This window comes from Anaerospora hongkongensis (genome assembly GCF_004339805.1).
Classification (GTDB): domain Bacteria; phylum Bacillota; class Negativicutes; order Sporomusales; family DSM-15969; genus Anaerospora; species Anaerospora hongkongensis.
In genome coordinates this window covers 161,185-185,623 of record NZ_SLUI01000004.1, presented here as the reverse complement: position 1 = coordinate 185,623, position 24,439 = coordinate 161,185, and the positions used below count along the sequence as shown (strand labels likewise).

The 24,439-nt window shown below is 44.2% G+C and carries 22 protein-coding genes; 7 read left to right on the top strand and 15 right to left on the bottom strand.

From position 1 onward, the window contains the following. Window positions 1-97: 97 nt before the first annotated feature. On the bottom strand, window positions 98-1,051 hold the full coding sequence (locus EV210_RS07295) for a zinc-dependent alcohol dehydrogenase (RefSeq protein WP_132077842.1): 954 nt from the start codon (window positions 1,049-1,051) through the stop codon (window positions 98-100). Between the two features lie 401 nt (window positions 1,052-1,452). On the opposite strand from EV210_RS07295, the gene EV210_RS07290 reads away from it, so the two are divergent. Then, window positions 1,453-2,484: a LacI family DNA-binding transcriptional regulator gene (locus tag EV210_RS07290; RefSeq protein ID WP_132077838.1), complete on the top strand. Its 1,032-nt coding sequence runs from the start codon at window positions 1,453-1,455 to the stop codon at window positions 2,482-2,484. 41 nt (window positions 2,485-2,525) lie between these two features. On the opposite strand, the gene recQ is transcribed toward EV210_RS07290, so the two are convergent. Then, window positions 2,526-4,295, bottom strand: a complete 1,770-nt coding sequence (gene recQ, locus EV210_RS07285; protein WP_132077835.1) for a DNA helicase RecQ — start codon at window positions 4,293-4,295, stop codon at window positions 2,526-2,528. 319 nt (window positions 4,296-4,614) lie between these two features. Between recQ and EV210_RS07280 the strand changes: the two genes are divergently transcribed. The 4 genes from EV210_RS07280 to EV210_RS07265 are packed head-to-tail and all read left to right on the top strand — an operon-like array spanning window position 4,615 to window position 7,505. Further along, window positions 4,615-5,340: an amino acid ABC transporter ATP-binding protein gene (locus EV210_RS07280; RefSeq protein WP_132077832.1), complete on the top strand. Its 726-nt coding sequence runs from the start codon at window positions 4,615-4,617 to the stop codon at window positions 5,338-5,340. Window positions 5,341-5,371: 31 nt separating this feature from the next. Beyond that, window positions 5,372-6,187 carry a transporter substrate-binding domain-containing protein gene (locus EV210_RS07275; protein WP_132077829.1) on the top strand — a complete coding sequence of 272 codons (816 nt, stop codon included), beginning with the start codon at window positions 5,372-5,374 and terminating at the stop codon, window positions 6,185-6,187. Continuing rightward, window positions 6,187-6,858, top strand: a complete 672-nt coding sequence (locus EV210_RS07270; RefSeq protein ID WP_132077826.1) for an amino acid ABC transporter permease — start codon at window positions 6,187-6,189, stop codon at window positions 6,856-6,858. The genes EV210_RS07275 and EV210_RS07270 overlap by 1 nt, the downstream gene beginning before the upstream one ends. Continuing rightward, window positions 6,855-7,505: an amino acid ABC transporter permease gene (locus tag EV210_RS07265; RefSeq protein ID WP_132077823.1), complete on the top strand. Its 651-nt coding sequence runs from the start codon at window positions 6,855-6,857 to the stop codon at window positions 7,503-7,505. Before EV210_RS07270 ends, EV210_RS07265 begins: the two co-directional genes overlap by 4 nt. A gap of 44 nt (window positions 7,506-7,549) precedes the next feature. On the opposite strand, the gene EV210_RS07260 is transcribed toward EV210_RS07265, so the two are convergent. The 8 genes from EV210_RS07260 to citD form a co-directional block, all read right to left on the bottom strand. Next, window positions 7,550-8,308, bottom strand: coding sequence for an amino acid ABC transporter ATP-binding protein (locus tag EV210_RS07260; RefSeq protein WP_279388498.1), 759 nt, complete (start codon window positions 8,306-8,308; stop codon window positions 7,550-7,552). A gap of 7 nt (window positions 8,309-8,315) precedes the next feature. After that, entirely contained in the window at window positions 8,316-8,969 is a 654-nt protein-coding gene (locus tag EV210_RS07255; RefSeq protein WP_132077817.1) for an amino acid ABC transporter permease, read from the bottom strand. A 24-nt stretch (window positions 8,970-8,993) separates the two neighbouring features. After that, window positions 8,994-9,758 (bottom strand): amino acid ABC transporter substrate-binding protein, encoded by a 765-nt coding sequence (locus EV210_RS07250; RefSeq protein WP_132077814.1) that lies wholly within the window; start codon window positions 9,756-9,758, stop codon window positions 8,994-8,996. A 496-nt stretch (window positions 9,759-10,254) separates the two neighbouring features. Continuing rightward, on the bottom strand, window positions 10,255-11,667 hold the full coding sequence (citX, locus tag EV210_RS07240) for a citrate lyase holo-[acyl-carrier protein] synthase (RefSeq protein ID WP_132077811.1): 1,413 nt from the start codon (window positions 11,665-11,667) through the stop codon (window positions 10,255-10,257). A 20-nt stretch (window positions 11,668-11,687) separates the two neighbouring features. Further along, window positions 11,688-12,734 carry a [citrate (pro-3S)-lyase] ligase gene (gene citC, locus EV210_RS07235; RefSeq protein ID WP_243650465.1) on the bottom strand — a complete coding sequence of 349 codons (1,047 nt, stop codon included), beginning with the start codon at window positions 12,732-12,734 and terminating at the stop codon, window positions 11,688-11,690. A 98-nt stretch (window positions 12,735-12,832) separates the two neighbouring features. Then, window positions 12,833-14,380, bottom strand: coding sequence for a citrate lyase subunit alpha (gene citF / locus EV210_RS07230; RefSeq protein WP_132077805.1), 1,548 nt, complete (start codon window positions 14,378-14,380; stop codon window positions 12,833-12,835). Continuing rightward, entirely contained in the window at window positions 14,377-15,288 is a 912-nt protein-coding gene (locus EV210_RS07225; protein WP_132077802.1) for an HpcH/HpaI aldolase/citrate lyase family protein, read from the bottom strand. The genes citF and EV210_RS07225 overlap by 4 nt, the downstream gene beginning before the upstream one ends. Window position 15,289: 1 nt before the next feature. Continuing rightward, a complete protein-coding gene (gene citD, locus EV210_RS07220; protein ID WP_132077799.1) occupies window positions 15,290-15,574 on the bottom strand; it encodes a citrate lyase acyl carrier protein in 285 nt (94 codons plus the stop codon). A 253-nt stretch (window positions 15,575-15,827) separates the two neighbouring features. Here citD and EV210_RS07215 point away from each other — a divergent pair, with 253 nt between their 5' ends. After that, the gene (locus EV210_RS07215) at window positions 15,828-16,697 is read left to right on the top strand and encodes a LysR family transcriptional regulator (protein WP_132077796.1); all 870 of its coding nucleotides are present in this window, start codon (window positions 15,828-15,830) and stop codon (window positions 16,695-16,697) included. 29 nt (window positions 16,698-16,726) lie between these two features. On the opposite strand, the gene EV210_RS07210 is transcribed toward EV210_RS07215, so the two are convergent. After that, window positions 16,727-17,203 (bottom strand): hypothetical protein, encoded by a 477-nt coding sequence (locus tag EV210_RS07210; protein WP_132077794.1) that lies wholly within the window; start codon window positions 17,201-17,203, stop codon window positions 16,727-16,729. A gap of 161 nt (window positions 17,204-17,364) precedes the next feature. On the opposite strand from EV210_RS07210, the gene EV210_RS07205 reads away from it, so the two are divergent. Next, the gene (locus tag EV210_RS07205) at window positions 17,365-18,240 is read left to right on the top strand and encodes a LysR family transcriptional regulator (protein ID WP_132077791.1); all 876 of its coding nucleotides are present in this window, start codon (window positions 17,365-17,367) and stop codon (window positions 18,238-18,240) included. A gap of 85 nt (window positions 18,241-18,325) precedes the next feature. On the opposite strand, the gene EV210_RS07200 is transcribed toward EV210_RS07205, so the two are convergent. From EV210_RS07200 to EV210_RS07185, 4 genes are all read right to left on the bottom strand, one after another. Next, window positions 18,326-19,198: an HD-GYP domain-containing protein gene (locus EV210_RS07200; RefSeq protein ID WP_132077788.1), complete on the bottom strand. Its 873-nt coding sequence runs from the start codon at window positions 19,196-19,198 to the stop codon at window positions 18,326-18,328. Window positions 19,199-19,213: 15 nt separating this feature from the next. Then, window positions 19,214-20,398 carry an EAL and HDOD domain-containing protein gene (locus EV210_RS07195; RefSeq protein WP_165898824.1) on the bottom strand — a complete coding sequence of 395 codons (1,185 nt, stop codon included), beginning with the start codon at window positions 20,396-20,398 and terminating at the stop codon, window positions 19,214-19,216. A gap of 36 nt (window positions 20,399-20,434) precedes the next feature. Continuing rightward, window positions 20,435-21,331, bottom strand: a complete 897-nt coding sequence (locus tag EV210_RS07190) for a sensor domain-containing diguanylate cyclase (RefSeq protein WP_165898823.1) — start codon at window positions 21,329-21,331, stop codon at window positions 20,435-20,437. Between the two features lie 280 nt (window positions 21,332-21,611). After that, window positions 21,612-24,428 carry a PAS domain S-box protein gene (locus EV210_RS07185; RefSeq protein WP_132077779.1) on the bottom strand — a complete coding sequence of 939 codons (2,817 nt, stop codon included), beginning with the start codon at window positions 24,426-24,428 and terminating at the stop codon, window positions 21,612-21,614. Window positions 24,429-24,439: the final 11 nt, after the last annotated feature.

The following is a 24,439-nucleotide window of genomic DNA, read 5'->3' as shown; positions in this document are numbered from 1 at the left end:
TTATACGCCCCTCTTTTTATTAGTAACTTACTTCTCAACTGGTTGGCACCGTTATACGCTTATTAGGTAATCATGACCAGCCCCCCTTACGCCATTTTCAATCAAACTTTACTATGATCTTGGCATAATCGCCTGATAATGCGTCATCAAAAGCTTCCTGGTAACGATCACACGCCCAAATCTTAGAAATGATTGGTTCTACAAACAAAGCAGGATCTTGAAGATGCGCAATCGCATCTGCGAAGTCTTCAACAGTATAGATAATTGAGCCTAAAATTGATATCTCGTTGCGAACAATATGAATAGGAGATAAATGAACTGTATCCATGGTTATGCCTAACGGCACCATAACCCCGCCAGGCTTTACAACAGCCATAGCCTGCTGAATGGCATCTTTCACCCCCGCGGCTTCAATCACCACATCAAATACTTCATCCTTTACTTCTGCCGGCAGGCGGGTCTGTACATTCCCCAGCTTGCTGGCCAGTGCCAGTTTGACGGGGTTAATATCAACGACCGTAACATCCGCGCCCTGGTAAAGTGCCAGAGCAATCGACAGCAGACCTTCCGTACCACAGCCGATTACCGCCACGGTGGTTCCCTTAGTGATATTCGCCTTTTTCAAAGCGTGAACCGTTACGGCAAACGGCTCAATCAGGATTGCTCTTTCATCAGGCAGCTCCTCAGGTACTGGCATGATATATTTTGCGTCCAGAACAACTTCCTGCGCAAAAACACCGTCTACCGCTACTCCTAACGGTTTTTTATGAATACAGATATTTGTTTTGCCGCCTGCGCAAAATTCACATTCACCGCAATAGGTATTAGGGTAGACAACCACTTTAGTGCCAACTTTTAGCTGCACATTCTCACCGGCCTCAACAACAGTGCCAATCACTTCATGCCCTGGCCGGAGCGGATACTGGGCATAGCTGATCGTGCCCTTATAAACACGCACATCAGACCCGCATATGCCACCATAGCTAACCTTAATTCTCACATCATTTGCGGCAAGTGCATGCCGTTGTGCCGCTTCACGTATTTTGATCATCCCAGGTTTCTCTAAATATAATTCGAACGTGCTACTCACCTTCTTAGTCTATTATAGTTTGTCTGGCTTACGAAATGTATGGTATTTTGGCAATTCAGGCGAAGCAACTTTGTATAAAAAATAGGGTAAGATAACTTTCATTAGATCGATCTAATGAAAGTATAGTATCCGCCCTCGCCCATTGTCAATAACTATTTGCAGACTATTTTTAAAATATAGTATAATCAGACTATATGTGAATTACTTCACATTTTTACCTCAGAATATTATGGTACTCTGGATTAAAATCGCCTTCATTGACAGTCCCCTGTCCTTATCTTATACTGGATTTAGCGTTATTTAGGCTTACCCGTCCCCGTGATTTCATTATTTATGGTAACTTTGTAGTATCAGGTGATCATATGAAATTAGAGAAAAAAACACATATTACATTACAGGATGTCGCGAAACATGCCGGCGTATCCCGGGCTACCGCCTCACTGGTACTGCGCGGCAGCAAGCATATTACGGAATCTACCCGCGAAAAAGTTCTTACCTCTATGCAGCAATTAGGTTATGTATACGACCGCGTTGCTGCTAATTTGCGTTCCAAGGTTTCCACAACCGTGGGATTAATCATTATGGAGCTCGCCAATCCTTTTTACTCGGAATTACTTGTGGGCATTCATCAGGAGCTGGATAAATTCGGGCAAACGGTTATTTTAGGAACGACCTTCGATTCCGAGTCCATCCAGGAGCGTCTGCTCTCTACTATGCTGGAACACCGGGTAGGAGGCATCATCCTGTCCGCAGTACCCGGCAGTCCCAGCGAACCGATTAATCGCATTGAACAGCTAGGGATTCCTGTCGTTCTGGTGGGCCGCAGACTCCCTGAGGCCAAATGTGATTATGTCGGTGTAGATAACATAATGGGCGGCCGGATTGCGGTTGACTATCTCATTCACAAGGGGCATCGCCGTATTGCTTTCATCGGCGGTTATTCCCAGCTTTCATCGTGGCAGGGGCGTAAACAGGGTTATGACAAGGCTTTCGAACAAGCCGGGCTCCCCATTGATCCTGCCATGATTATTGAAAGCCCCGCTACCCGTCAGGGGGGTATTGATGCAATTGAGAAACTCCTCCGGCTGCCTAACCGTCCTACCGCTATTTTTTGTTATAACGATACAATTGCAATTGGAGCGATGATGAAGCTGCAGGATGCAGGTATTTGTCCAGGCCAGGACATGGCGATAGTAGGCTTTGATGATATTCCGGAGGCCGCAATCCTCAGTCCCAAGTTAACGACGGTCTCTTCCTTCCCCCGCATGATGGGCGCCCACGCCGCGCGTTTATTGTATTCACGAATTGAGGGTTCTACCCTTGATCCTACTGCAGTCATTCTTGAACCACAGCTCATTATTCGGGATTCCTGTAAGTTTTCCGGCAGCAGCTAAAAAACCGGTGTTCCAGCAATGTGGAACACCGGTTTTAACTTTTACCCCAGTTGATGCTGACGGATAACGTTTAAAAACTCTGCACCGTATTTTTTAAGTTTTACTTCACCAATTCCTTTGATCAGCCTTAATTGCGGTTCATCAACGGGGCACTGCTCGCTCAGCTCTTTAAGAGTACTATCGGCAAACACCACATAGGGGGGTACATTATCCCGTTCGGCTATTTGCCGCCTTAACTGGCGCAATGACTCGAATAAGCTATCGTCAGCCTGCCGCTGCTGCTGAACGACGACCTTCTGCCATACTTTAGACTGATTTTTGAGAACGGCGATAGCGGGCGGTGCCAGCTTCACCACCGGATATTCACTTTCCGTCAGCGCGAGATAATCTGTTGCAACCAGCCGCTGAATCAGGGTTTTAATATCCTGCAGGGTCCGTTCAGCGAACAGACCATACGTAGGCAGCTGATCAAACCCAAACTGCAGGACCTTTTTATTTTTCGACCCTTTTAGCACTTCAGCGACAAGCGCGATGCCAAAACGTTCCCTCATCCGGTAAACACAGGAAAAGACCTTCTGAGCATCAATCGTAATATCCACACGTTCACTGTCATCATTGCAATTGCCGCAGTTACCGCAGTCATCATCCGTTACCCGCTCGCCGAAATAACGCAGAATATAATAGCGCAGACACTCAGGAGTATGACAGTAATCAACCATATCCTGCAATTTTCCCAGTTCATGCTGTTTGCGCTGCGGTGCTTCGACCGACTTATCAATTAAAAACTTTTGCAGCATCACGTCCTGGGCACCATAAAGCAGGATGCATTCCCCCGGCAAGCCGTCACGGCCGCTGCGGCCCGCCTCCTGATAATACGACTCCATATTGCGCGGCATGTTATAATGCAGGACATACCGGACATTGGATTTATCGATCCCCATGCCGAAGGCGTTGGTAGCAACCATAACCTGAACATCATCATAAATGAACTTTTCCTGCTCGTTCTTGCGTTCATTATCGCTGAGACCTGCATGATATCTTCCGGCAGCAAACCCTTTTTTGCGGAGCAGATCATAAATGCTATCAACTTCACGCCGGGTAGCGGCGTAAATAATGCCAGTTTGTTTACTGTTAGCCTTGACATAATTAATAATAAAATCTTGTTTATTTTCACCTCGAAGCACTGCAAAAGACAAGTTTTTCCGATCAAAGCCGGTTACATGAACATCAGGCTGTTCCAGCGAAAGCAGCTGACAAATATCCGCCTTTACTTCCGGTGTTGCCGTTGCGGTAAAAGCACCAATCACAGGCCTGACAGGCAGGCCGGCAATAAAAGTGCTGACCGAACGATAGCTTGGCCGAAAATCATGTCCCCACTGGGAAACACAATGAGCTTCGTCAATGGCAACCATACTGATTGGCAGTTCCTGCAGCGCCGACTGAAAGAATTCCGTTTCCAGGCGCTCAGGGGCAACATAAATAAGCTTATACCTGCCTGCCCGTACATTATAGAGCCGCCGGTTCACTTCCGAGAGGGCCAGCGAGCTGTTAATAAATGTTGCCGGTATCTCCTGATTGTTAAGACTGTCAACCTGATCCTTCATCAAAGATATAAGCGGGGAGATAACAACCGTCACTCCCGGAAGCAGCAAGGCAGGCAGTTGAAAGCACAGCGATTTCCCTGCGCCCGTCGGCATGATCGCTACCGTATCTTTTTGTTCAAGCAAACTGGTAATCACTTTGGCCTGACCGGGCCGAAACTGATCATAACCATAATATTGCTTTAGTAATTGTTGCGCTCTTTCCATCATACCTTCGCTCTGCCTACTTTCTTCTTGCACTAGTTTTATATTACGTTGATATTCGGTTTTTACCGAAGTAAATCCTGCCGTAAAATGTCTACCGGCACCGAGTTTATCATTTGACAAAATACGGTGTTTTTACATAAACGATGTACAATTTAACATTTTTTCGTTTTTTGTTACATTTAGTCCTTGCCAAAAACATATTTTTTCTTTACAATGTGTACATACAAGTTAAAATTGATGAATGAGCAATGCCGCTCAAATACACTGTCTTGTGCAGTGCGTTTGAGCGGCATTGTGTATTATTCGGAAAGGAGATGATCAATTGATTCATCTGGAAGGCGTAAACAAGCATTTTGGCCACCTGCATGTCTTAAAAGACATTGATCTCACAGTAAAATCAGGTGAAAAACTGGTCATCATCGGTCCCAGCGGCTCCGGCAAGAGCACCATGATCCGCTGCATGAATTTATTGGAGCGTCCGAGCAGCGGTAAAGTGATTGTCGACGGCACCGATATTATGGCAGCCAATGCCGCCGTTAATGAAATCCGTCAATCTGCCGCTATGGTTTTCCAGCAGTTTAATCTGTATCCTCACAAAACGGTACTGGAAAATCTCACGCTGGCCCCCGTACTCGTTAAAGGAGTTGCCAAAAAAACGGCTGAAGAGACGGGAATGGCTTTTCTGGAACGGGTTGGTCTGAAAGAAAAAGCCAATGCCTATCCCTCGCAGCTATCCGGCGGTCAGCAGCAGCGGGTCGCGATTGCCAGAGCACTCAATATGCACCCGAAAATTATGCTGTTCGATGAACCCACTTCCGCCCTCGACCCCGAGATGATTAATGAAGTTCTGGACGTCATGGTTGATTTGGCAAATGAAGGTATCACCATGGTTGTTGTAACCCACGAAATGGGCTTTGCCCGCCGTGTGGCTGACCGGGTTATTTTTATGGACGGCGGCCAAATTATCGAACAAGGTACTCCCGAGCATTTCTTTGTAAATGCAGAACACGAGAGAACCAAGCTTTTCCTGAGTCGGATATTGCATTAATTAAAAACACGTATAACGGGGAGGATTTTACATGAAAAAGACTGGCCTATTGGCACTTATTGCGGTACTGGCATTTACCTTGATCACTGCCGGCTGCGGCGGCAGCACGCAGAAAGCGGAGGCACCCAAAGACGCGGTTGCCGCCGATATTAAGGCAATTAAAGACAGAGGTGTATTAAAAGCAGGCGTAAAAGTCGATGTTCCCAAATTCGGTTACAAAGATCCGCAAAGCGGCAAAGTAGAAGGCTTTGAAATTGATCTGACAAAAGTAATTGCCAAAAAAATTCTTGGCGATGAAACTAAAATTGATGTGCAAGGCGTAACTGCTAAAACCCGTGGTCCTTTGCTGGATAACGGTGAGGTCGATATGGTTATTGCTACATTTACCATTACGGAAGAGCGCAAGCAGACTTACAACTTCTCTGACCCCTATTTCATCGACGGTGTAGGCCTTCTTGTAAAAAAAGCTTCCGGCATAACAAATCTTAAAGGTTTAGATGGCAAAAAGATTGGTGTTGCCCAAAGCGCAACAAGTAAAAAAGCCGTTCAAGAAGAAGCGGATAAAGTAGGCGCTAAAGTTACTTTCCTGGAATTCGGCACTTATCCCGAGATTAAGGCTGCTCTCGATTCAGGCCGCGTTGATGCCTTCAGTGTTGATACTGCCATTCTCTTTGGCTATTTGGATGACTCTACTACCATCCTATCTGAACGCTTCAGCCCTCAGCAATACGGCGTGGCAACCAAAAAATCCAATACCGCTTTAGCGAAGCTGGTAAACGACACACTCAGCGACATGAAGAAATCCGGTGAACTCGACAAACTCATTCAAAAGTGGGGTCTGAAATAGTGTCCGGTCCTTTTGCCGGCTTTAAATGGCTGGCGTTAGCCCAAGACTGGTCGGTATTCGCTGAGGGATTTCTCACCACTATTATTGTGTCGATCCTCGGGCTGGCATTAGCGCTGGCCCTGGGGGTTATCTTTGGAGTTATCGGTTCGGCGCCCTCGAAAATATGCCAACTGGTTAACCGGTGCTATGTCGAATTTATTCAAAACACCCCCTTAGTTATTCAAGTTTTCTTCTTATATCACGGCTTACCTCATTTAGGCATTATGTTACCAGTTTTCTCAGTTGGTGTTCTAGGCGTGGGCTTTTATCACGGAGCTTACATTGCCGAAATTATTAGAGCAGGCATACAGGCAGTCCCGAGAGGGCAGATGGATGCCGCTCAATCACAGGGCTTTACCTTTTGGAGTTCTATGCGGTACGTTATTGTGCCACAGGCCAAACGGGTTGTCTTTCCACCTATGACCAACCAGGCAGTAAGTCTCATCAAAAATACTTCTGTTATGGCCATGGTTGCGGGTGGTGATCTGATGTATCACGCTGATTCATGGGCAAGCACCAATTTGCACTATGGTCCGGCTTATGTCGTTACCGGACTGCTGTATCTTGCTATATGTTATCCGCTGGCAGCTTATGCTAGGCGCTTGGAGCGCCGCATGGAGGTGTCGCTGTGATACAGGAACTTTTGAAGCCGGAGCTCGCCTTGTTCTTATTCGATGGCTTACTGGTAACGTTAGAAATTGCCTTCTTCTCTATCATTCTCAGCATCTTCTTCGGTACTATACTGGGAGTAGCCCGGTTTTCGAACCATGCTGTGTTCAGTAAAATAGCAGCGCTGTATATTGAAGTAGTCCGGAATATTCCAACCCTGCTATTTATACTGGCTGCGCGCTTTATGACCAACCTTCAGCCTTCTAACGCCGGGATACTGGCAATGACGGTATTCACCTCTGCTATTGTCGCGGAAATCGTCCGTGGTGGCTTGAATTCGGTTAATAAGGGACAATGGGAAGCCGCTCGTTCACAAGGGCTAACCTATATACAAACACTGCTTTACGTTATTCTGCCGCAGGCCTTTCGCAACATGATTCCCCCCTTAATGTCACAAACAACTACCGTTATTAAAGACACTTCCTTTGTCTGGGCTGTCGGTATTGAAGAACTTACCGGCAAAGGGATGATTATCATGGGCAAGTATGGTACCACCGCTCAGGTATTTGCCATCTTCGCTGCGATCGCTGCCACATACTTTGTGATTAATTATGTATTATCGGTCTTTGCCCGCGCCCAACAGCGGCGGCTGGCAGCTAGAAGCTATTAATATAAAAAACGGTATTCCCAGGCGCAGCCTGAGAATACCGTTTTTTATAGCGCACTATTTAAGAATGCCTGCGTTCTCGGATGCTGGGGGGAGTTGAATAATAATTGGGGCGCTCCTTCCTCAACGATCTCACCTTTATCCATAAAGATAACACGGTGAGCAACTTCACGAGCAAAGGCCATTTCATGAGTAACTACTACCATCGTCATATGCTCTTCAGCCAGCTGCCGCATGGCTTTTAACACTTCGCCCGTTAATTCAGGATCAAGTGCTGAGGTTGGCTCATCAAACAGCATAATATCCGGTTTCATAGCTAATGCCCGGGCTATCGCCACTCGCTGTTTCTGACCACCCGATAAACGCGACGGGTAAGCGTCTTTCTTTTCCAGCAAGCCCACTTTACGAAGCAGCAGCTCTGCTTCCGGTGTAATTGCTTCCCGGCTGAGACCTTGCACTACTTGCGGCGCTTCGATCACATTCTCCAAAACAGTTAAATGAGGAAATAAATTAAAATGCTGAAATACCATGCCCATTTTACGGCAAATCCGCCGTGCCTCATTCTCGGCTGCATACTGGCTCTTTCCCCCGGGACTATCGGCTGCCAGTACTTCTCCCCCGACGCTAATACTCCCACGGTCAATTACTTCCAAGCGGCTTAAGCAGCGCAGCAATGTACTTTTCCCGGAGCCGGAAGGTCCAATTACAGCAACAACCTCACCCTTTTGCACAGACAGAGAAACATTGTGTAAAACTTCTGTTTGTGCAAAACTTTTGTATATCTTCTTCATTTGTATCATCGTTATGATTCTCCTATTCATCATACACGGCATACCGGTTCTCCAGCCTTTGGAATATCCAGGTAAGCACGAACGTCATTGCCAGATAGAAAACGGCAGCCACCAGAAAGGGAGTTGTATCAAAGTCACGCTGCACAATAGACCGTGTAGTGCGCAGCAAATCATTCATTGCTAAAACGTAAATGAGCGATGTATCTTTTACCAGCGTAATTGTCTCATTGCTGATGGGCGGCAGGACCCGTTTAATCACCTGAGGCAGAATAATGCGCCGCATAGTCTGGACATACGACATCCCCAGCACTTTTGCACCTTCATATTGGCCTCTCTCAATAGATTGGATACCTGCCCGGAATATTTCGGCAAAATATGCGGCGTAATTTAAGGTAAAAGCCACTAATGCCGCCGGAAAATCAGGCAGTTTTATTCCGATATAAGGAATAAACGGCAAGCCATAGTACACAAATAATAGCTGCAGCATCAGCGGTGTACCACGCATGAGCCAAATATAAACACCTACAGTACCACTGACCGCTTTAAAGCGCGAAATCCGGGCTAATGCCAGCAATAAGCCGAGCGGCAGAGAAAGCACCAGCGTTATAAAAAACATTTGCAGGGTTACTACCGTTCCTTCCAGCATGGGACCTATAATTACTTGTATGTACTCCATTTTATACTCCCGTGATTCCTGGTTTTATTTTACAATATCGGCATCAAACCATTTCTTCGAAATGTTGGCAGATGTTCCGTCTTTTTTCATGTCGTCCAGCGCTTTCTGCAGTTTTGTCTGCAGCTCTTTATCTTCTTTTCTAAGTCCTACACCATATTCCTCTGAACCGAAATGCTCTGTGAGGATAGCATATTCCCCTGATTTTTTACTTGTATAATAGCGGCCGACAATTTCATCGACAACTACCGCATCTAACCGTCCTGTTTTTAAGTCCATCAATGCAGCTACATTGTCCGGAAATTTCTTAAATTCTTTAAATGACTTTAAAGTGTCAGCATCCTTTTCAACAGCTTCCACGCTGCTGCTGCCATCTTGAGCCCCCACTACCTTACCTGCCAGATCGGCTTTGGACTTAATGGCAGAACCGGCAGCTACAATAATAATTTGACGGTTTTCCATATAAGGACTGCTGAATAAAATATTTTGTTTCCGTTTTTCCGTAATCGTCAGTCCATTCCAGAGCATATCAATGCGCTTGCTGCTCAGTTCAGCCTCTTTGCTGTTCCAGTCAATCGGCTTAAATTCGACTTCCATACCCAGCCGTTTTGCCGCTTCTTTCGCCATATCAACATCAAAACCAACTATCGTATTTTTATCATCGCGAAAGCCCATTGGCGGAAAATTATCATCCAGACCAACAACCAGTTTCTTTTTTTCAGTCCCTCCGCAGCCTGCCAGCAACGTCATTGCCAACAACCCAATCAATATAAACGACATAACTTTTCTCATGTCTTTATCACTCCCACCGCAAAATATAACTTCATTTCCTATTTTACTTTAATATGTTAAAGTAAAGAACCTTTAAAACGGCAGATTATTAAAAAGCAGGCTTCATTTGGATTGGTTTTCGCTTATTTACACGCCTATTCGCAGTATTTTAGATTTCGTTAGTAAGAGTAGGTAGGTTGCTTATTCTTAGCAAGAATACACTTCATCGCTACATTGTATTTTACAAGCCTAAAACTTCCTTTCTTATACTCAAAGTATTCTATACAGCAGAAGGAGCACTATATATGCTTATTTCTTGCACTCATTCTATCCTGTCTGCAATAGGCAGAGAAATTATCCTATCAGGGTTGATCCCACGACAGATTTGACTTGGCAATAACGCTACGCCTAAACCCGCAGCTACAGTCTTTGTCATAAGCTCACGCTGCGAGGTTGCTGCTCTATAAAAACTTTTATACCTTGAACTTCTACGAATATTCTAGTTGTCCAATATCCATTATACTTTTAAGCTCTTTTCAATTGCGTACAAAAAGTATGTCACAGCCAGCAGGTCAGCTGAACCACCAGGGCTGATTCTACGCATAGCGTAGCTTTGATCTAATAGCGCAATTTCTCGCCTTCCTGCCTCGGTAACCATCCCGCCTAATTTCATCAAATGCTTTGCATCAAGCTGAACTGATTTTAGAACAGCGTAATCATGCCTATTCAATATTGTCGTATCTTCAGTTTCAGCCATTAATGAAAGTAACGTTTGGATGAGAGCATCATTTAAGGAGTGTCCTTTGCTTAGCGCATCATGTAAGGTCGGTAGTCCAACGGCTGCTACAGAAGGTAAGCCTTTTTCAACCTCTCCTCTTATCCCCAAAGTACCATAAGAGAGATAGAGTCTTTCGCCTGCCGATAACTGGCGGGAAGGCAACTGAATTTTCAAGATTTCCAGATCACTTGCTACGATTCCGCTGCATATACCCGCAACGTTTGCCAGAATATTCTCCACTGACAAATTGCCTCGATGTTCCTTAACTGCTAATGCAGCTGCCGCAACAACTATCCCTAGCAAGAACAAAAGTCCTTTTTGCGTGTTTATGCCTTCCGTTGCTACAAACATTGCCTTTTCCGCTCCTGTGCCTATATAGCGCAGGATAGGAAGCAATTCTTCCCTTGGGCCGCTGTGATTCCATGCAGCAATCGCACATCGCTCCATTGCAGGAACCAGCGCACGGCTGCTTCTGATAAACGTAAAAATATCCATATCATCATGCGCACCCGAATTAAAGCGATCCACCAATCCGGGAGCAGGCGCACAGGCTGCTTCAAACAGCATAGCCTCTAATGCAGCACCGGCAATGATCTCAACTTCTTTTGGCAAACTGCCTGCTTGTTCAGCCCGATGCTGCAATATCATTTCCCTTACGACTTTCAGTACTTCTTCCGGCGAATGCCTTTGTGCCCGCATGCAGTTCACGGCCGTCTCAGCGCAAACTAAACATCTACGGGACGGCAGGCCCTGATTCTTGCGATTAATCTGTTGACCGCTTTCATCAAAAACATCAATGTCCAGCAAACGGCTATATGCGTGTTCCTCTTCGATCGATACTGCAGCTGATTTTAATTTGCTTGCATCGCCGCTAACGGCTATAAGTGCAACAGGGCCGGTAAAGCAGTAATAAATCCGCTCCTCCAGCAATATAAATCCACTATTTTTAATACTAGTCCTCACAGCATCCAGTGCCTTATATACAAGAGTTACCGTATCATCATTATATTTTACATTTCCAGGCATATTTACTGTAATGCTGACAACGGAGGCTCTATAACAGGAACGTAATTCCGCTTGCATGTGAGCCCGTCTTTCTTTAGCATCGAGAATATGTTGAAGGCTCACACGCTGTGACTGTAGTTGTTGCATAGTCCTTGCTCCTAACTCTTTTAATGACGTGAATGGGAGTGGCGTATTTTTTCTAAAACTAATTTCGTTTCAGGTGCCACTAAATAGCTATACGTAGTATCAGGAACTATTTTTTTAATTTCCTCCCATTTATTCAACCTAATCAAATCACGTACTTTCGAGGCGCTAATTACTTCACCGTCGATTTCAATACGTTTTATCACACTAATCTCAATACCGTATTGAGGGAGGATATCGAGCATTGCTTTGTTATATGCATTGGTAACCGGACACTCAGGCTCTTCCCCGATATATCGCTTGGTAATGCCAATACGGCGGGCAATCTGAGTTGCAAACAGGTTCACATCCAGCCGTGTCTGCGCTATTACCTGCTCTTCTTCCCGTGTGAAATAGGTTGGGAAGGTCGCGGAAGATACCATATACTTTCCTGAAGGAACTACTACAACATTCGTTAAATCGGCAACCCCTTCCCGGACTAGCTTTATTCTATCTGCAAAGGGGAACAGCGACTGATCTTCACTCACAACGAACACAACCACTCCGTCGTTTTCTCCGGCGGCTTTTCGGATTAGGGCCTGATGCCCTTTGGTAAAGGGATTGCAATTGACGATGACTGCCGCCCGTTTGCCCCGAATAGAAGAAGCCTGCTGCACAACAGCTGAGCAGTACTTTTCAATTGAACCTAACCCTGTTTCCAGGAGAGAGGTATAAAGCTCATCCCGGGCTATTTCGGTAAAGCCAAGATTAGTAAATAAATGTGCTTTCGCTGGCTTAGTAAAAATAAAGTAATGCATTCGGCCCCGTCTTGCCTGCTCTTGCATCAGACTGGACAAAATTAACGAAGTAAGTCCTGCACCTTGTTCTTTCTCACTAACCGCAATATTGCGCAAAATCTCTCCGGAAAACGATCCGGTACCGACAATTTCTTCACTTCGGCGTACTGCTATTGTATATTCAACGCTGTCATCAAAAGACAACTCATATTCCGCTAAAAACGCCTCTATTTGACGAAACCGGTTGGCATCTTTCAGGTTTACAACTTCAATTTCGTACTCACTCCACACCACGACCTGTCTCCTTTCTGCAAGCTGCATCCTAATCTCTTAACTAACAAATTACCCCATTATAAGGTATCATTTGCCCTTATAATGGGGTAATTTACTAACTACAGCAAGGGACGCTTAACTACATCCAGTACTGTACCATCGCGATATTCTACCACTGCTACAATTTCATCGCTTATTTTTAGAGGCTCTGGTTTACCGCCAAGCTCATAAGCCATATCACGAAGCTGCTCGATTGTCATAAGCGGCAATCCCGATCCTTTTAGATTTTCAATTAAATCAGAACGCTTCGGATTTATCGCAACGCCGCGATCTGTAACAATCACGTCTACCGTCTCGCCTGGTGTAGAAATGGTTTGTACGGCATCAGTGACCATAGGCAACCGTCCTCTGAGCAGCGGAGCCACGATAATCGTACATTTAGCTCCCGCTGAAGCATCGGGATGACCGCCAAGAGCGCCCATCATAATTCCGTTGGAGTCAGTCATTACATTTACGTTGAAGTTCACATCTACTTCAGTAGCGCCTAGAACGACATAGTCCAGTTTATTGACCATTGGTCCCTTATTCCACGGATTAGCATAAAAGGTGCAGTCATATTCCTGATGCCTAGGGTTATCACGAATGGATTGGATTGTGCGGGCATCAAAGCTTTGCACATCAAATAGCGTACGGATTAATCCTTCATCCAGTAAATCGCAGAACGGGCCGACTATGCCCCCGATAGCAAAGCTTGCTGCTACCTTATCACGGATCATAACATCTCTCAGATATTTACCAGTCGCAACAGAAGCTGCCCCTGCGCCCAATTGCATACCGAATCCCTCTTTGAAATAGCCGCCACGCTCAATTACTTTCGCAGCCAGTTTTGCGATTTGCAGATCACGCGGATTGGATGTTAAACGCAGCGCACCAGTGGAAATACCTTTGGGATCACCAATGCAATCGATCTTGACAATAAAATCAACCTGATGCTGAGGAATGCTTACCGGGCAAATCGGATGGTCCACTAAATTATCCGTAATGGCAACAACCGTATCAGCCATGCGTGCATCCACCATTGCATATCCCATGGAACCGCAGGCAGCAGGTCCGTCAACGCCGTTAATATTCCCGTAGGTATCGCAGGCCGGAGCCGCAATAAAAGCAACATCAATCTTCAGTTCGCCGCTTTCAATAGCACGGACCCTGCCGCCATGAGTACGAAGAATTGTCGGTGTGCCGATTTTATTTGTTGTAAGGAACTGTCCCAGTTTGTTTCTAAGTCCACTCGTTTGCGCACTAACCAGTACTCCCTGCTGGAAATAAGGTATGAGTTCATCATTTGTATCCAAAAAAGAGCTGGGCGCCAGCGTAAGTCCTCTGATGCCTTTTTGGGCAATTGCTTTAATAACGGCATTCATCACATAATCGCCATTGCGTAAGGCATGATGAAAGGAAATAGTCATCCCATCCCGCAGCCCGGATGCTTCGATCGCTTCCTCAATTGACTGCAGTAGTTTGTTTGTGCCTGGATATATCGCTTTCAATTTAGGGCCTGCTTTACGCGCATCCGCTACCGGATGAGTTGCAAATGGACTCGCGTAGGGTATTATATTTTTATAACCTTGTATGCTAGTCGGGATTTCCCTTCCTGCTGCATTAATCATATATTTTCCTCCTTCTGGTAAACACCGGCTGCGCTGGCAATCGCTAATACACGCTCAGCTCGAATAACCATAGGCATATCAATCATTTTTCCATCCAGAGCGATTACACCGGAATTATTGGCCAGCGCTTCCTTAAATACATTAAGAACTCGATGCGCATAATTAATTTCTTTATCAGAGGGAGTGAAAACCTGATGAATAATATCAATTTGGCGAGGATTTACACAGGATTTACCATCAAAGCCCAATTCCTTGACTAACGCAACTTCATTGATTAGTGTTTCTTCATCTCGCATATCGGAGAATACCGAGTCTATAGCCTGAATGCCTGCTTCCCTGGCAGCGAATACGATCATACTGCGCGCCACATAAAGCTCTCTGCCGCCTGTTATGGTATTTCCCCTGGTCTTTGCTGTCTTCAGCGATGCGGCAAAATCTTCACCGCCAATGGCAATAGCGATCATCCTGGGGCTTGCTGAAGCAATCTCATAGGCATTACGCAAGCCTTTCGGACTTTCAATTGAAACCATAATTTTTATGCTTCCCGGTTCAAACCCGCACTCTTCTTCCGCTTTGGTAATAATTTTATCTATATCGCGAATTTCATCTCCGCTTTCCCCTTTAGGCAGCCGAATATAATCCGGTTTAGCAGGCAATAAACACTCTAAGTCTTTATAGCCCCAAGGAGTACTGATATGGTTGATCCGTACCCCTATTTCGCAAGGAAACTTGAGAGATTTCAGCGCATGATAGACCAGTTGACGGGCGCTGTCCTTTTCTGCAACCGATACAGAGTCTTCCACATCGAATATTACGCTGTCAGCTCCATAAATAGCCGCATTCTGTATTAGCCCGGGATTATTCCCGGCTGCGTACATAACTGTTCTGCGAAGCCTTTCCTTACTCATATTAAAATCCCCTCTCGCCCAGGGCTCGCTGAATAGCAGTCTTTACCCGAGCCTCTATTGTATAATCCAGAGCACCCTTTTCGTTTGCGTGTATGATTGCATCTTGTATCCCCTGGGCAGATGCTGTCTTCACAATCAAATTTTTAATATGTTCACCATACTGCTGAAGAGTAGGGCTGACTAGCTCCACCTGTATTCCTGTCCCTGCCTGAGCCGGAGCCAGCATTATAAGAATATCTGATGATTCAACTGTGCCCGCCTGAGCAGCTGTGAGTAATTTGGCCATGAATAATCCCCCTTTTGCACAAATATGATTTTGTCTTGTCATTGATACCCGAATTAAGCATCCGATTTGTTCCTGGCATCATTATAACTAACAACTCTATCTGTGAAAAATTCAGATTTACAATAGAAATCGATCAGAAATTTATATGGATCTCAAGAAATTAGCTAATAACAGGAAATAATAACCTAATCTCGAATCCATTCTATAGTCAGCATGTAATCATTTCATATGGACACAAAGTGAGGAATATCTATTGGATGAACGAGACTGGCTCATTATTCATATTCTCTATGAAAAAAAGAATATAACAAAAACGGGACAAGCTTTGTTTATTTCACAACCTGCACTTACCGCACGTCTACGCCAAATCGAGACCAACTTAGGTACTAAGTTGGTCTACCGTGCCGGTAAAGGCATTCATTTTACGCCTCAGGGCGAATATCTCGCCAAATGCTCTACAGAAATGCTGGGACGAATGAGAGAAATAAAAGATCATCTTATGAATATGCATGAAGATGTACAGGGAACTTTACGGATTGCCGCTTCACATTATATAACAAAGTACAAACTCCCCCGCCTCTTAAAACTCTTTAAAACAAGCTATCCCCGTATTGAGTTCAAAGTAACCACTACCTGGAGCAAAGAGGTATTAAACCTAGTTAATAACCAAGATGCCCACTTGGGGTTCATTCGTGGTGATTACCCTTGGCCAGCTGAAAGACATCTACTCTTCGAAGAGCCTATGTGTATCGCATCAACTGATCCTATAGCAATCAGCGATCTCCCCCGCCTGCCGATGATCAGCTATCGTTCGGAAGAATTTGCGCAATTATTAATTGACAATTGGTGGAGAGAGAATTTTACAATCCCCCCGTTAATCAGTATGGAGGTAGACCGTGTTGATACTTGTAAGGATATGGTGCTAAACGGTCACGGTTTTGCGATTATGCCTAGCTTGATCGTAAATGATACAGATGCTATACATAAAACAGTAATTACCAATAAAAATAATGATCCTATTCTTCGAAGAACCTGGTTGATTTATCAAAAGGAATTGCTGGATATCAATGCCGTGACAGCTTTTGTTAAATTCCTGGAGCCCATCGACTTTTATACTCTCTAAACAAGTAAACCACGTCTAAAGCATTAGCTTCATGCGTGGTTTACTTGTTTATCAATCACCCTGTATTTATTAATCGGCCGCCCTACTTCTCCGTGCTTATTTCCTTTGCTTAGTATGCCATTCGTAACTAAGAATTCTAAATACCGTCGCGCTGTGACTCGCGACAGCCCGCTCAGTACCGCAAATTCACTGGAGCTAAAATCGAGATCAGCGGGAATTTTTCTAATGGTTTCCTTGATTTTCAGGAGAGTCGTTTCATTTACTCCTTTTTGTCCCCCCTGTGGAACCAATGGCCCGTAATTAGTCTTATACCCCGGGCGGATCATAGAATGATCGGTATCAATCGTTATATAGCCCTTGTTTTCCAGGACTTTAACAACCGGCATCATTGCCGACTCCGTTATGTTCATCATCGATGCCAAATCTCTTAAGGCCACTTCCCGGGGCTCTTGTAAAAAGAGCTCTAAGCATTCGATTACTATTCTCATTGCACTAAGCTTATTCATACTTTTTCTCCATTCCAATATAGGCCAGCTACATTTGACACTCAATCATAATTCTTCTAAAATTATTTTATAGTAAATTGTCAAATATAAAAAATAATGGCTTTGAATATTCAGCCATAACAAAATAGAATAACACCAATGAAAGCAGGCAGATGATCAATATGGAAACTCAAGACTGGCTAATTTTAAAGGTTCTGTTTCATACGAAAAATATAACCAAAGCAGCCCAAACATTGTTTCTATCCCAACCTGCCATTACTCACCGCTTGCGTCATATGGAAGAAGAATTCGGCGTTACGATTGTCCAGCGAGCCAGCAAAGGTGTCCACTTCACACCTCAGGGAGAATATCTGGCCAAAGCAGCGGATGCCATGCTGGTACAATTTCGCCAATTAAAAGATGATCTATTAAATATGGAAGATGCAGTTACCGGTACGCTGCGCCTGGGATCGGCGCACGTTTTTACCAAGCATCGTCTTCCTGGTCTTTTAAAAGTTTTTAAAAATAATTATCCTAACGTTGAATTTAAAGTTACTACAACAAGAAGCAAAGATATTTTCAGTTTACTCTATAAACAGGATATCCAGGTTGGCTTTATTCGCGGTGCCTCCGGTTGGAATGGTGAAAAACATTTACTCTTTGACGAGGCGATATGCATAGCCTCTAAAGAACCTTTTGACATTATGGATCTCCCGCAGCTGCCGCGCATTGATTACCAGACTGACCCTACAATTCAAGCCTTAATCGACAATTGGTGGCGCGAAACTTATCCTGTGCCGCCATTAATCAGCATGAATGTCGACCGGGTTGATATCTGTAAAGAAATGATTTTAAATGGCCTTGGCTATGCCTTTCTCCCTGATATTCTCGTCAATGAAAGCGATAATTTGTATAAATACATCATAACCGATAAGGCTGGCAAGCCTATTTTACGGCAGACTTGGATGATTTATCAAAATACGGCCATAGAAACAAATGTCGTAAATGCGTTTGTTAAATGCGTCAAATCAATTAACTTTAAAACATTCTTTCCCTAGATATCGTTTATACAAAGAAGTGAGGGCGTCGCATTTGCTTTTCATTAAGCATTTTGCGCGCCCTCTTTTTGTAATCTTCTAGTCCTCAAATACTATAGACTTCTACTATCTGAAGCTGTTTTATTTTTTCCAGGTCAATACAATCCCCTTGTGATGTTTTAATAAGTGGTTTCGTGCCTCTTATGCAGTCTATATGGATAATAGTTCCCTCAGTCCCGTTATTTAATCGTACGGAATTGCCAATCAGCGACTCATAGAGTTTATTCAGAAACGTAGTACAAACGTAAGGGTCCAGTTTACCAAACATTTCCGCACACAGCTCCTCAATCACCCTAAAGGGGGTGGTGGCATTGCGGTACACGCGGTTAGAGGTCATTGCATCATAGATATCAGCGACGGCAATCATTTGAGCATGATAGCTGATCTGGCCGCCAGCTCGGGCATCCGGATACCCGCTGCCGTCCAGCCTTTCATGATGCTGCAGAATCCAAAGTTTAACCATTTGAGGAACTTCTTTATATTCTTGCAGCAATTGATATCCCAGCACAGAGTGCTTTTTCATATCATTCATTTCAGTCAAGCTAAGCTCACCAGGTTTATTTAGGATTGATAAGGGAACTTGCGTTTTTCCAATATCGTGCAGTATGCCGGCAAGAACTAGCTGTTGAATAATCCCTTCGGCCAAGCCCAGCCATTTCCCCATCAAACCGGCTACGATTGCCACATTAATGGAATGGCGAAAGGTATAATCTTCTTTATTAATCACAATCTTTTTTATTTGATTGAGCACGCCTACTGTATAGATTAGTTCCTCAACCCCTGTAACTAAGCCCTCTACCTCCGGCATAGGAACGTGTCCGGAATATCTTGTCTTTTGGAATACATTTCGTAGTGTCATTACTAAATCCCGGTGTTTTTCCTGAAACTGCCTTGAGCTTAACAAGGATCTCCCTTGCATAGGTCCTCCTCCTCATCAACTGTGTAACATTGTTAAAGACTCTTCCGCCCATTGCAGAGCTTGCAAGTAAACGTCATGTACCGCGGCCTCGTTAACCTGGCCCTTCTCCGTATAATACGAAAATTGGTTCCAGCGCCCGTTTTCATAAGACACCACCAAATAATAAAATACGCTAATTTGATTATCCCTTCCCAATAATGCATTTTTGACGTCCAATGGCAACGGAAATTCTATCAATATCTCATCCCACGAGAGCTGTAATATGCAGTCCAATAAAGAAAATAACCCTAGAACAAATGCATCCCGGGCATAGTGCGGAAAGTTCGTTTGCTCTACCAGCAATTCACCAAATCTTGCTCGTGTAAGTAAGATAAGAAGAATTTCATCAGTAATATTGCGGCTCATTTCCTGGAGAATAAGAATGGATAGCCATTTTTCGACCTCTTTTTTTCCTAGAATAATCAAAGCATGTTTAATGGAATGAATACGGGCATGAACGTCTAACCGAGCCCGATTAGCATATTTCAGCAGCTGCGAAGAAAAGGTATCATTGCCTGTGACGGTCTCTTCCATTCTTTTATAAGAAAAACCGGGCTGATAAATGTCTTGCAGGATCCGTAAATACTGCCGCCTCTCCGTCAAATCCAAAATACTGCTCTCTTTAAGTTCGCAGAAAAAACCACCTTGTATATAGATGTAGCCTAAAGCAGCCGCCTGTGCAAAGTCCTGTCGTGTTTCTACTTTTTCTGCCATAAGCCTAATTTGTGTATTTTTCATATGCCGTGCTATCCATTGCCGTTCGTCGCAGTCATTTTCCAAAAAATTGACTTTAACAACATCAACTAGATTATTTAGTTCTGATAAGTTATTGAAAAATTCACCTGCAGTAAGCGCTATCGCATATCCCTGACGCTTTAGCTTTTGGCAGATCTCCACAATCCCACTATCTTTTTCAGCAGCATCTGCTATTTCCACAATCACCGTCTGCCGAGGCAGGTACGTAATAAAATCTTCCATTTTCAGCATAGCTAGTGGAAACTGAATAAATACTTGCTTAGTTTTAGCAAGTATGCGAATTACATCCTCCTCAGCTTCTGCAGCATCATAAGCTGACGCAGGTCCCGCCCGGAAGAGTAGTTTATAAGCAACGACCTTTTCATTCCTGTTAAAGACAGGCCGCCTTACTACGAAAACTTTCATCAAATACACCACACATATCCACATACTACTTTGCGGCTATTCATGTGAACATTTGCCTGCCCGCTTGCAGCTATACAATTTACTGTCTGCCTGCTTAATCATTTCATCCATTTGCCCGGCATGCTCTAACCTGCCAATAGCCGACCCAATACTGACAGAGCAGTTCATTTTCTGTTCCCCATGACAAAACTTCCAGCTAGAAATACAATTCCGGATTGTTTGAGCGGCCAACGTTACTTCTGTCTCAGACCGATCAGGCAGAATAATCAGAAACTCATCGCCGCCAAACCGAATTACCCTGTCCCCTGGCCGGATATGCCTATGAATAAGATACCCCACTTCAATTAGCACCAAATCACCCGCTTGGTGTCCATAGCAATCGTTGATTTGCTTAAAATCATCAATATCCAGCAGCAACAAACCAATGTTGAGTTTAGTTATTCGCCCCAAATAGACGTCAAACAAGTAATGGCGGTTATACGTACCGGTAAGATAATCACGATAAGCCCGGCAGCTTAATCTATATAGTAACTTTTTGAGTTGAATTTTCTTTTCTTGATGTCGCGTAATATCCTTCACTTGCGCCAGGACATAACGCCTGTTATTCATTAATATAATCTTAGAAATTATTTTTACAGCAAATAAATTGCCATTCTTATGTATGTGCTTGGCTTTTGAATAATAATCGCGGGGATAGGTTCTGGCTACCTTTAAAAAGTAATTTGTCAACATATCTTCATTCACAGCACAAAACAGGGTAATTGGCATGCCTAACAGTTCATCCTGCATGTAGCCGTACATTTTTTCACATGCTCCATTCACGTAAACGACTCGTTGGGTGTTTATATCAACAACAATCAGTGCATCGTGTGTGTTGAAGAGTATCTCATAGAAGAACGCCTCTGATTCCTTCAGAAGGAGTGGTGTTGTCAAAGTTCTTATTTTATTATTATTTTTAGTAATATATCCTCGCTCCTTTCTTATGGGTTCGCTGCTTTACTTACTTTTAATAACAAATTATAACAATATCTTTCATCCTTAACCATTATCCCTAGGGATAATGCTGCACCCCTAAAGAGGGTGTTTCGTTATCCTTGGGGATATAGGCAGTCCAGAAAGCCCCGCTTTTCAAGGCTTGCCCGTTTGACTGCGAAATTCCCAATAAAGCCAAAAAAGGATCTGGCTTATGCCAAATCCTTTTTGCTTTGCGTTCTTACTGGGCGCCTTTTCTCGCCATCAGCATTTTTCTAATTTGCAGTGCTGCCCCCAGTCTCATCCTGTCTTCCGCTGAATCCAGCGAAACTTGCAGCACTTTTTCAATTCGCTGCTTTCGGGATGCAAGGGTTTTGTAATGAACAAATAAACTTTCTGCAAGATCTTTCAAATTGTTACCCGATAAGAGTTTCTCCAGCGTATCTACCAACTCGGTATGATTAGCCTGATCATATGCCATGAGCGGTTGAAGTGTCCTGGCTACGAATGTTTCCGCCTCTTCCAAACCGGAAAAATAATCAAATATCTCATAAATTCCGCATTCTTCATAATGTTGAACGATACTGCCGGCACTTCTCTGCCTGCCGATTCTGGCTGCAGTACGGGCATGCTGCAGCCGACGGGAAAACGTCTGCACCGAATCGGCATAATCAGCAACACCGATCCTAAACAGCTTACCCGCAAATTCGGCTTGCAGCAATTGTAAACAATCCGCTGCATGCTGCATCACCGACATTTTTCCACCGTCAATACATTCCAAATTGAACAATATACCAATGCCGTCGGCCATACTCCAGGCTTCTGCCGCATATTGCTGACTAACAAAATTCGCAACTTCATCCAGCAGAACATCCCTTTGTTCCATACTTGCCGGGTGTTGAAAGTCTTCAACCAGACAAAAATACAGGGCAAATTGAGCCGGAAGATTAATACGCAATTGTCGTGCCCGCGCATATATTTCAGTTTCAGCAGACAACACACCTTCCGATATATCCGCAAAAAACTGACTTCTCCTATGCCGCTCGTACGAATAAGCCAGCAATCTTTCTGTTCGTTTTCGACTGGTGATGTCCCGGGTAATTCCCAGGAGACCCAGGATTTCTTTTTTATCATCATAGGCAATTGTGATGGAAGTTTCAACCCAGATACTATTGTGGGCAGAGTTACCAATTTCTTCTTCCAGCAACACCGGAACCTGAATTTCTTCTCCCTTGTAATAACTGTTTATGACTTCATGAATGGCAGCATCGAGCTGAGGACTAACCAGTTCTTGCCGCAACTTCTTCAAATACCCTTCCAGGCTTGATCGCATGATTTTTTTTAATGATGGGCTTATATAAAGCAAATGCCGGTCAAAATCTAGCAGCCAAATACCCTCTTCCATGTTTTCCGCCAATAAACGATAGCGTCTTTCGCTATCTCTGAGAATACGCTCTGATAAAACCCGGTCGGAAATATCCCGGTAAACAGCATAAACGCCAACTTGATTCGTTTCGGTGATAAAAGGATAGGCTGTTAACGCGACCGTAATGGGATTACCGGTTTTGTGAAACCGTATTGTCTCCAAATGTATATCTTGTGCCATACGGCTCGTATCAAATATATGCTCTTCCACGCTGACAGTACCCGGAATTTGCAGTAAAGTGCGTAATTCTTTGCCAAGTACCTCTTGCTCACTATAGCCGAATAACAGTTCAAACGACGAATTCGCCTTCGTAACTTGGTAGTTCAAATTCAGCATAACCATGGCATCCGGCGAATTATCAAAAAGCTGCTCCAGACAGGCATTCTGAATGGATAAATCAAGTGTCCGCTCATTGACGATGTTCTCCAAGTCCTGATTAAACTCTTCAAGGTCCTGAGAATACTCATTCATTCGATTCTGTATAGCCGCATATCTGAGCAGTAAAACACTGGCTAAACCGGCAACCTCGGCGAACTGTCCCACCCAGGATATAAAAGCCGGTGTATATATCACTCCCAAAATACTTAGGGTATCAAGTGTATTGGTAATAAGCCAGACAGCTGTGCCAATTGCATAAAACTGAACCTCTTGCCCATAAAATATTTGATTGCGGCAAAAATACAGAATAAGCAGAAAGCAAGTCACGCTAATTACGGTATGCAATAATAAAATAGTTTCAATCCAAAGCGGATTAACAAAGGCTGCTAGGATAAACAGGCAGAAAACTCCTGATATTGTCCAGGAGATTATTTGCACTGCCCGGTTATACCGTTCTTCAACAATATAGACGAAAAATTGAAACCAAAATATTTTCCACCCTAACACACTGCAAAAAATAAAGTAATTCCAGAAGTCAGCATTAGGATAGATGAGAAAACTATTATAGGTACTGCTGAAAACTACTCCAGCACTAAGTATGGCATTGCCGGCAAAAGTAAAATAGATGGTATCCCGCCGGGAAAATAGGTATAAGCCAAGAACAAACACTCCGGAAAAAAATAGTAGCGCAGCTGAGCTGATTTTTAGTAAATCCAGCATATTTTTATAGCGAAACAGGCCATGCGTCGGTCCATATTCAACCACGCCCTTAATGCCAATGGCGGGAGCATCAGAGGAAATGCGAAAATACACCATTTTACCAGCAGCTTCATCAGGCAGCCCAATAAAATGCAAAGGCAGCCAGGGCCGGAATCTTTCGCCTGCAGGCGCGGGCAAGATTCCATAATTGTATTGCAGCTTTCCATCCAAATACACTTCAAAAGTCTGCTGTACGAATTTAGCCAGGATGATTGGATTTTTTACCGGCTCTGACGGCAATACAATTCGCAGCCATAAAAAATTCTGCCCATTACGTTCGGGCGGTTCTGTAAATGCCTTCAGCGGCTGCCATTGCCCATCACTGCCTGCAGTTTCCGGCGGACGGTCCCCCCAGGAATATTCCCAGCCGTTGTCCAAGAAACGATGGTCCTCTTTTGAGCCTATGTCACATAGGGTAAGTGCAATAAGTCCACTCACCAAAACCAGAAAAAGCATGATCTGTAATTCATACCGTTTTTTTACCTTATTCGTCATTAGGACCGCTC

Bases quoted from the DNA above. Each gene is read 5' to 3' on its own strand.
- EV210_RS07295 (WP_132077842.1), bottom strand. From the start codon at position 1,051: ATGATCAAAATACGTGAAGCGGCACAACGGCATGCACTTGCCGCAAAT.
- EV210_RS07290 (WP_132077838.1), top strand. From the start codon at position 1,453: ATGAAATTAGAGAAAAAAACACATATTACATTACAGGATGTCGCGAAA.
- recQ (WP_132077835.1), bottom strand. From the start codon at position 4,295: ATGATGGAAAGAGCGCAACAATTACTAAAGCAATATTATGGTTATGAT.
- EV210_RS07275 (WP_132077829.1), top strand. From the start codon at position 5,372: ATGAAAAAGACTGGCCTATTGGCACTTATTGCGGTACTGGCATTTACC.
- EV210_RS07255 (WP_132077817.1), bottom strand. From the start codon at position 8,969: ATGGAGTACATACAAGTAATTATAGGTCCCATGCTGGAAGGAACGGTA.
- EV210_RS07250 (WP_132077814.1), bottom strand. From the start codon at position 9,758: ATGAGAAAAGTTATGTCGTTTATATTGATTGGGTTGTTGGCAATGACG.
- citX (WP_132077811.1), bottom strand. From the start codon at position 11,667: ATGCAACAACTACAGTCACAGCGTGTGAGCCTTCAACATATTCTCGAT.
- citF (WP_132077805.1), bottom strand. From the start codon at position 14,380: ATGATTAATGCAGCAGGAAGGGAAATCCCGACTAGCATACAAGGTTAT.
- EV210_RS07225 (WP_132077802.1), bottom strand. From the start codon at position 15,288: ATGAGTAAGGAAAGGCTTCGCAGAACAGTTATGTACGCAGCCGGGAAT.
- citD (WP_132077799.1), bottom strand. From the start codon at position 15,574: ATGGCCAAATTACTCACAGCTGCTCAGGCGGGCACAGTTGAATCATCA.
- EV210_RS07210 (WP_132077794.1), bottom strand. From the start codon at position 17,203: ATGAATAAGCTTAGTGCAATGAGAATAGTAATCGAATGCTTAGAGCTC.
- EV210_RS07205 (WP_132077791.1), top strand. From the start codon at position 17,365: ATGGAAACTCAAGACTGGCTAATTTTAAAGGTTCTGTTTCATACGAAA.
- EV210_RS07200 (WP_132077788.1), bottom strand. From the start codon at position 19,198: ATGCAAGGGAGATCCTTGTTAAGCTCAAGGCAGTTTCAGGAAAAACAC.
- EV210_RS07195 (WP_165898824.1), bottom strand. From the start codon at position 20,398: ATGAAAGTTTTCGTAGTAAGGCGGCCTGTCTTTAACAGGAATGAAAAG.
- EV210_RS07185 (WP_132077779.1), bottom strand. From the start codon at position 24,428: ATGACGAATAAGGTAAAAAAACGGTATGAATTACAGATCATGCTTTTT.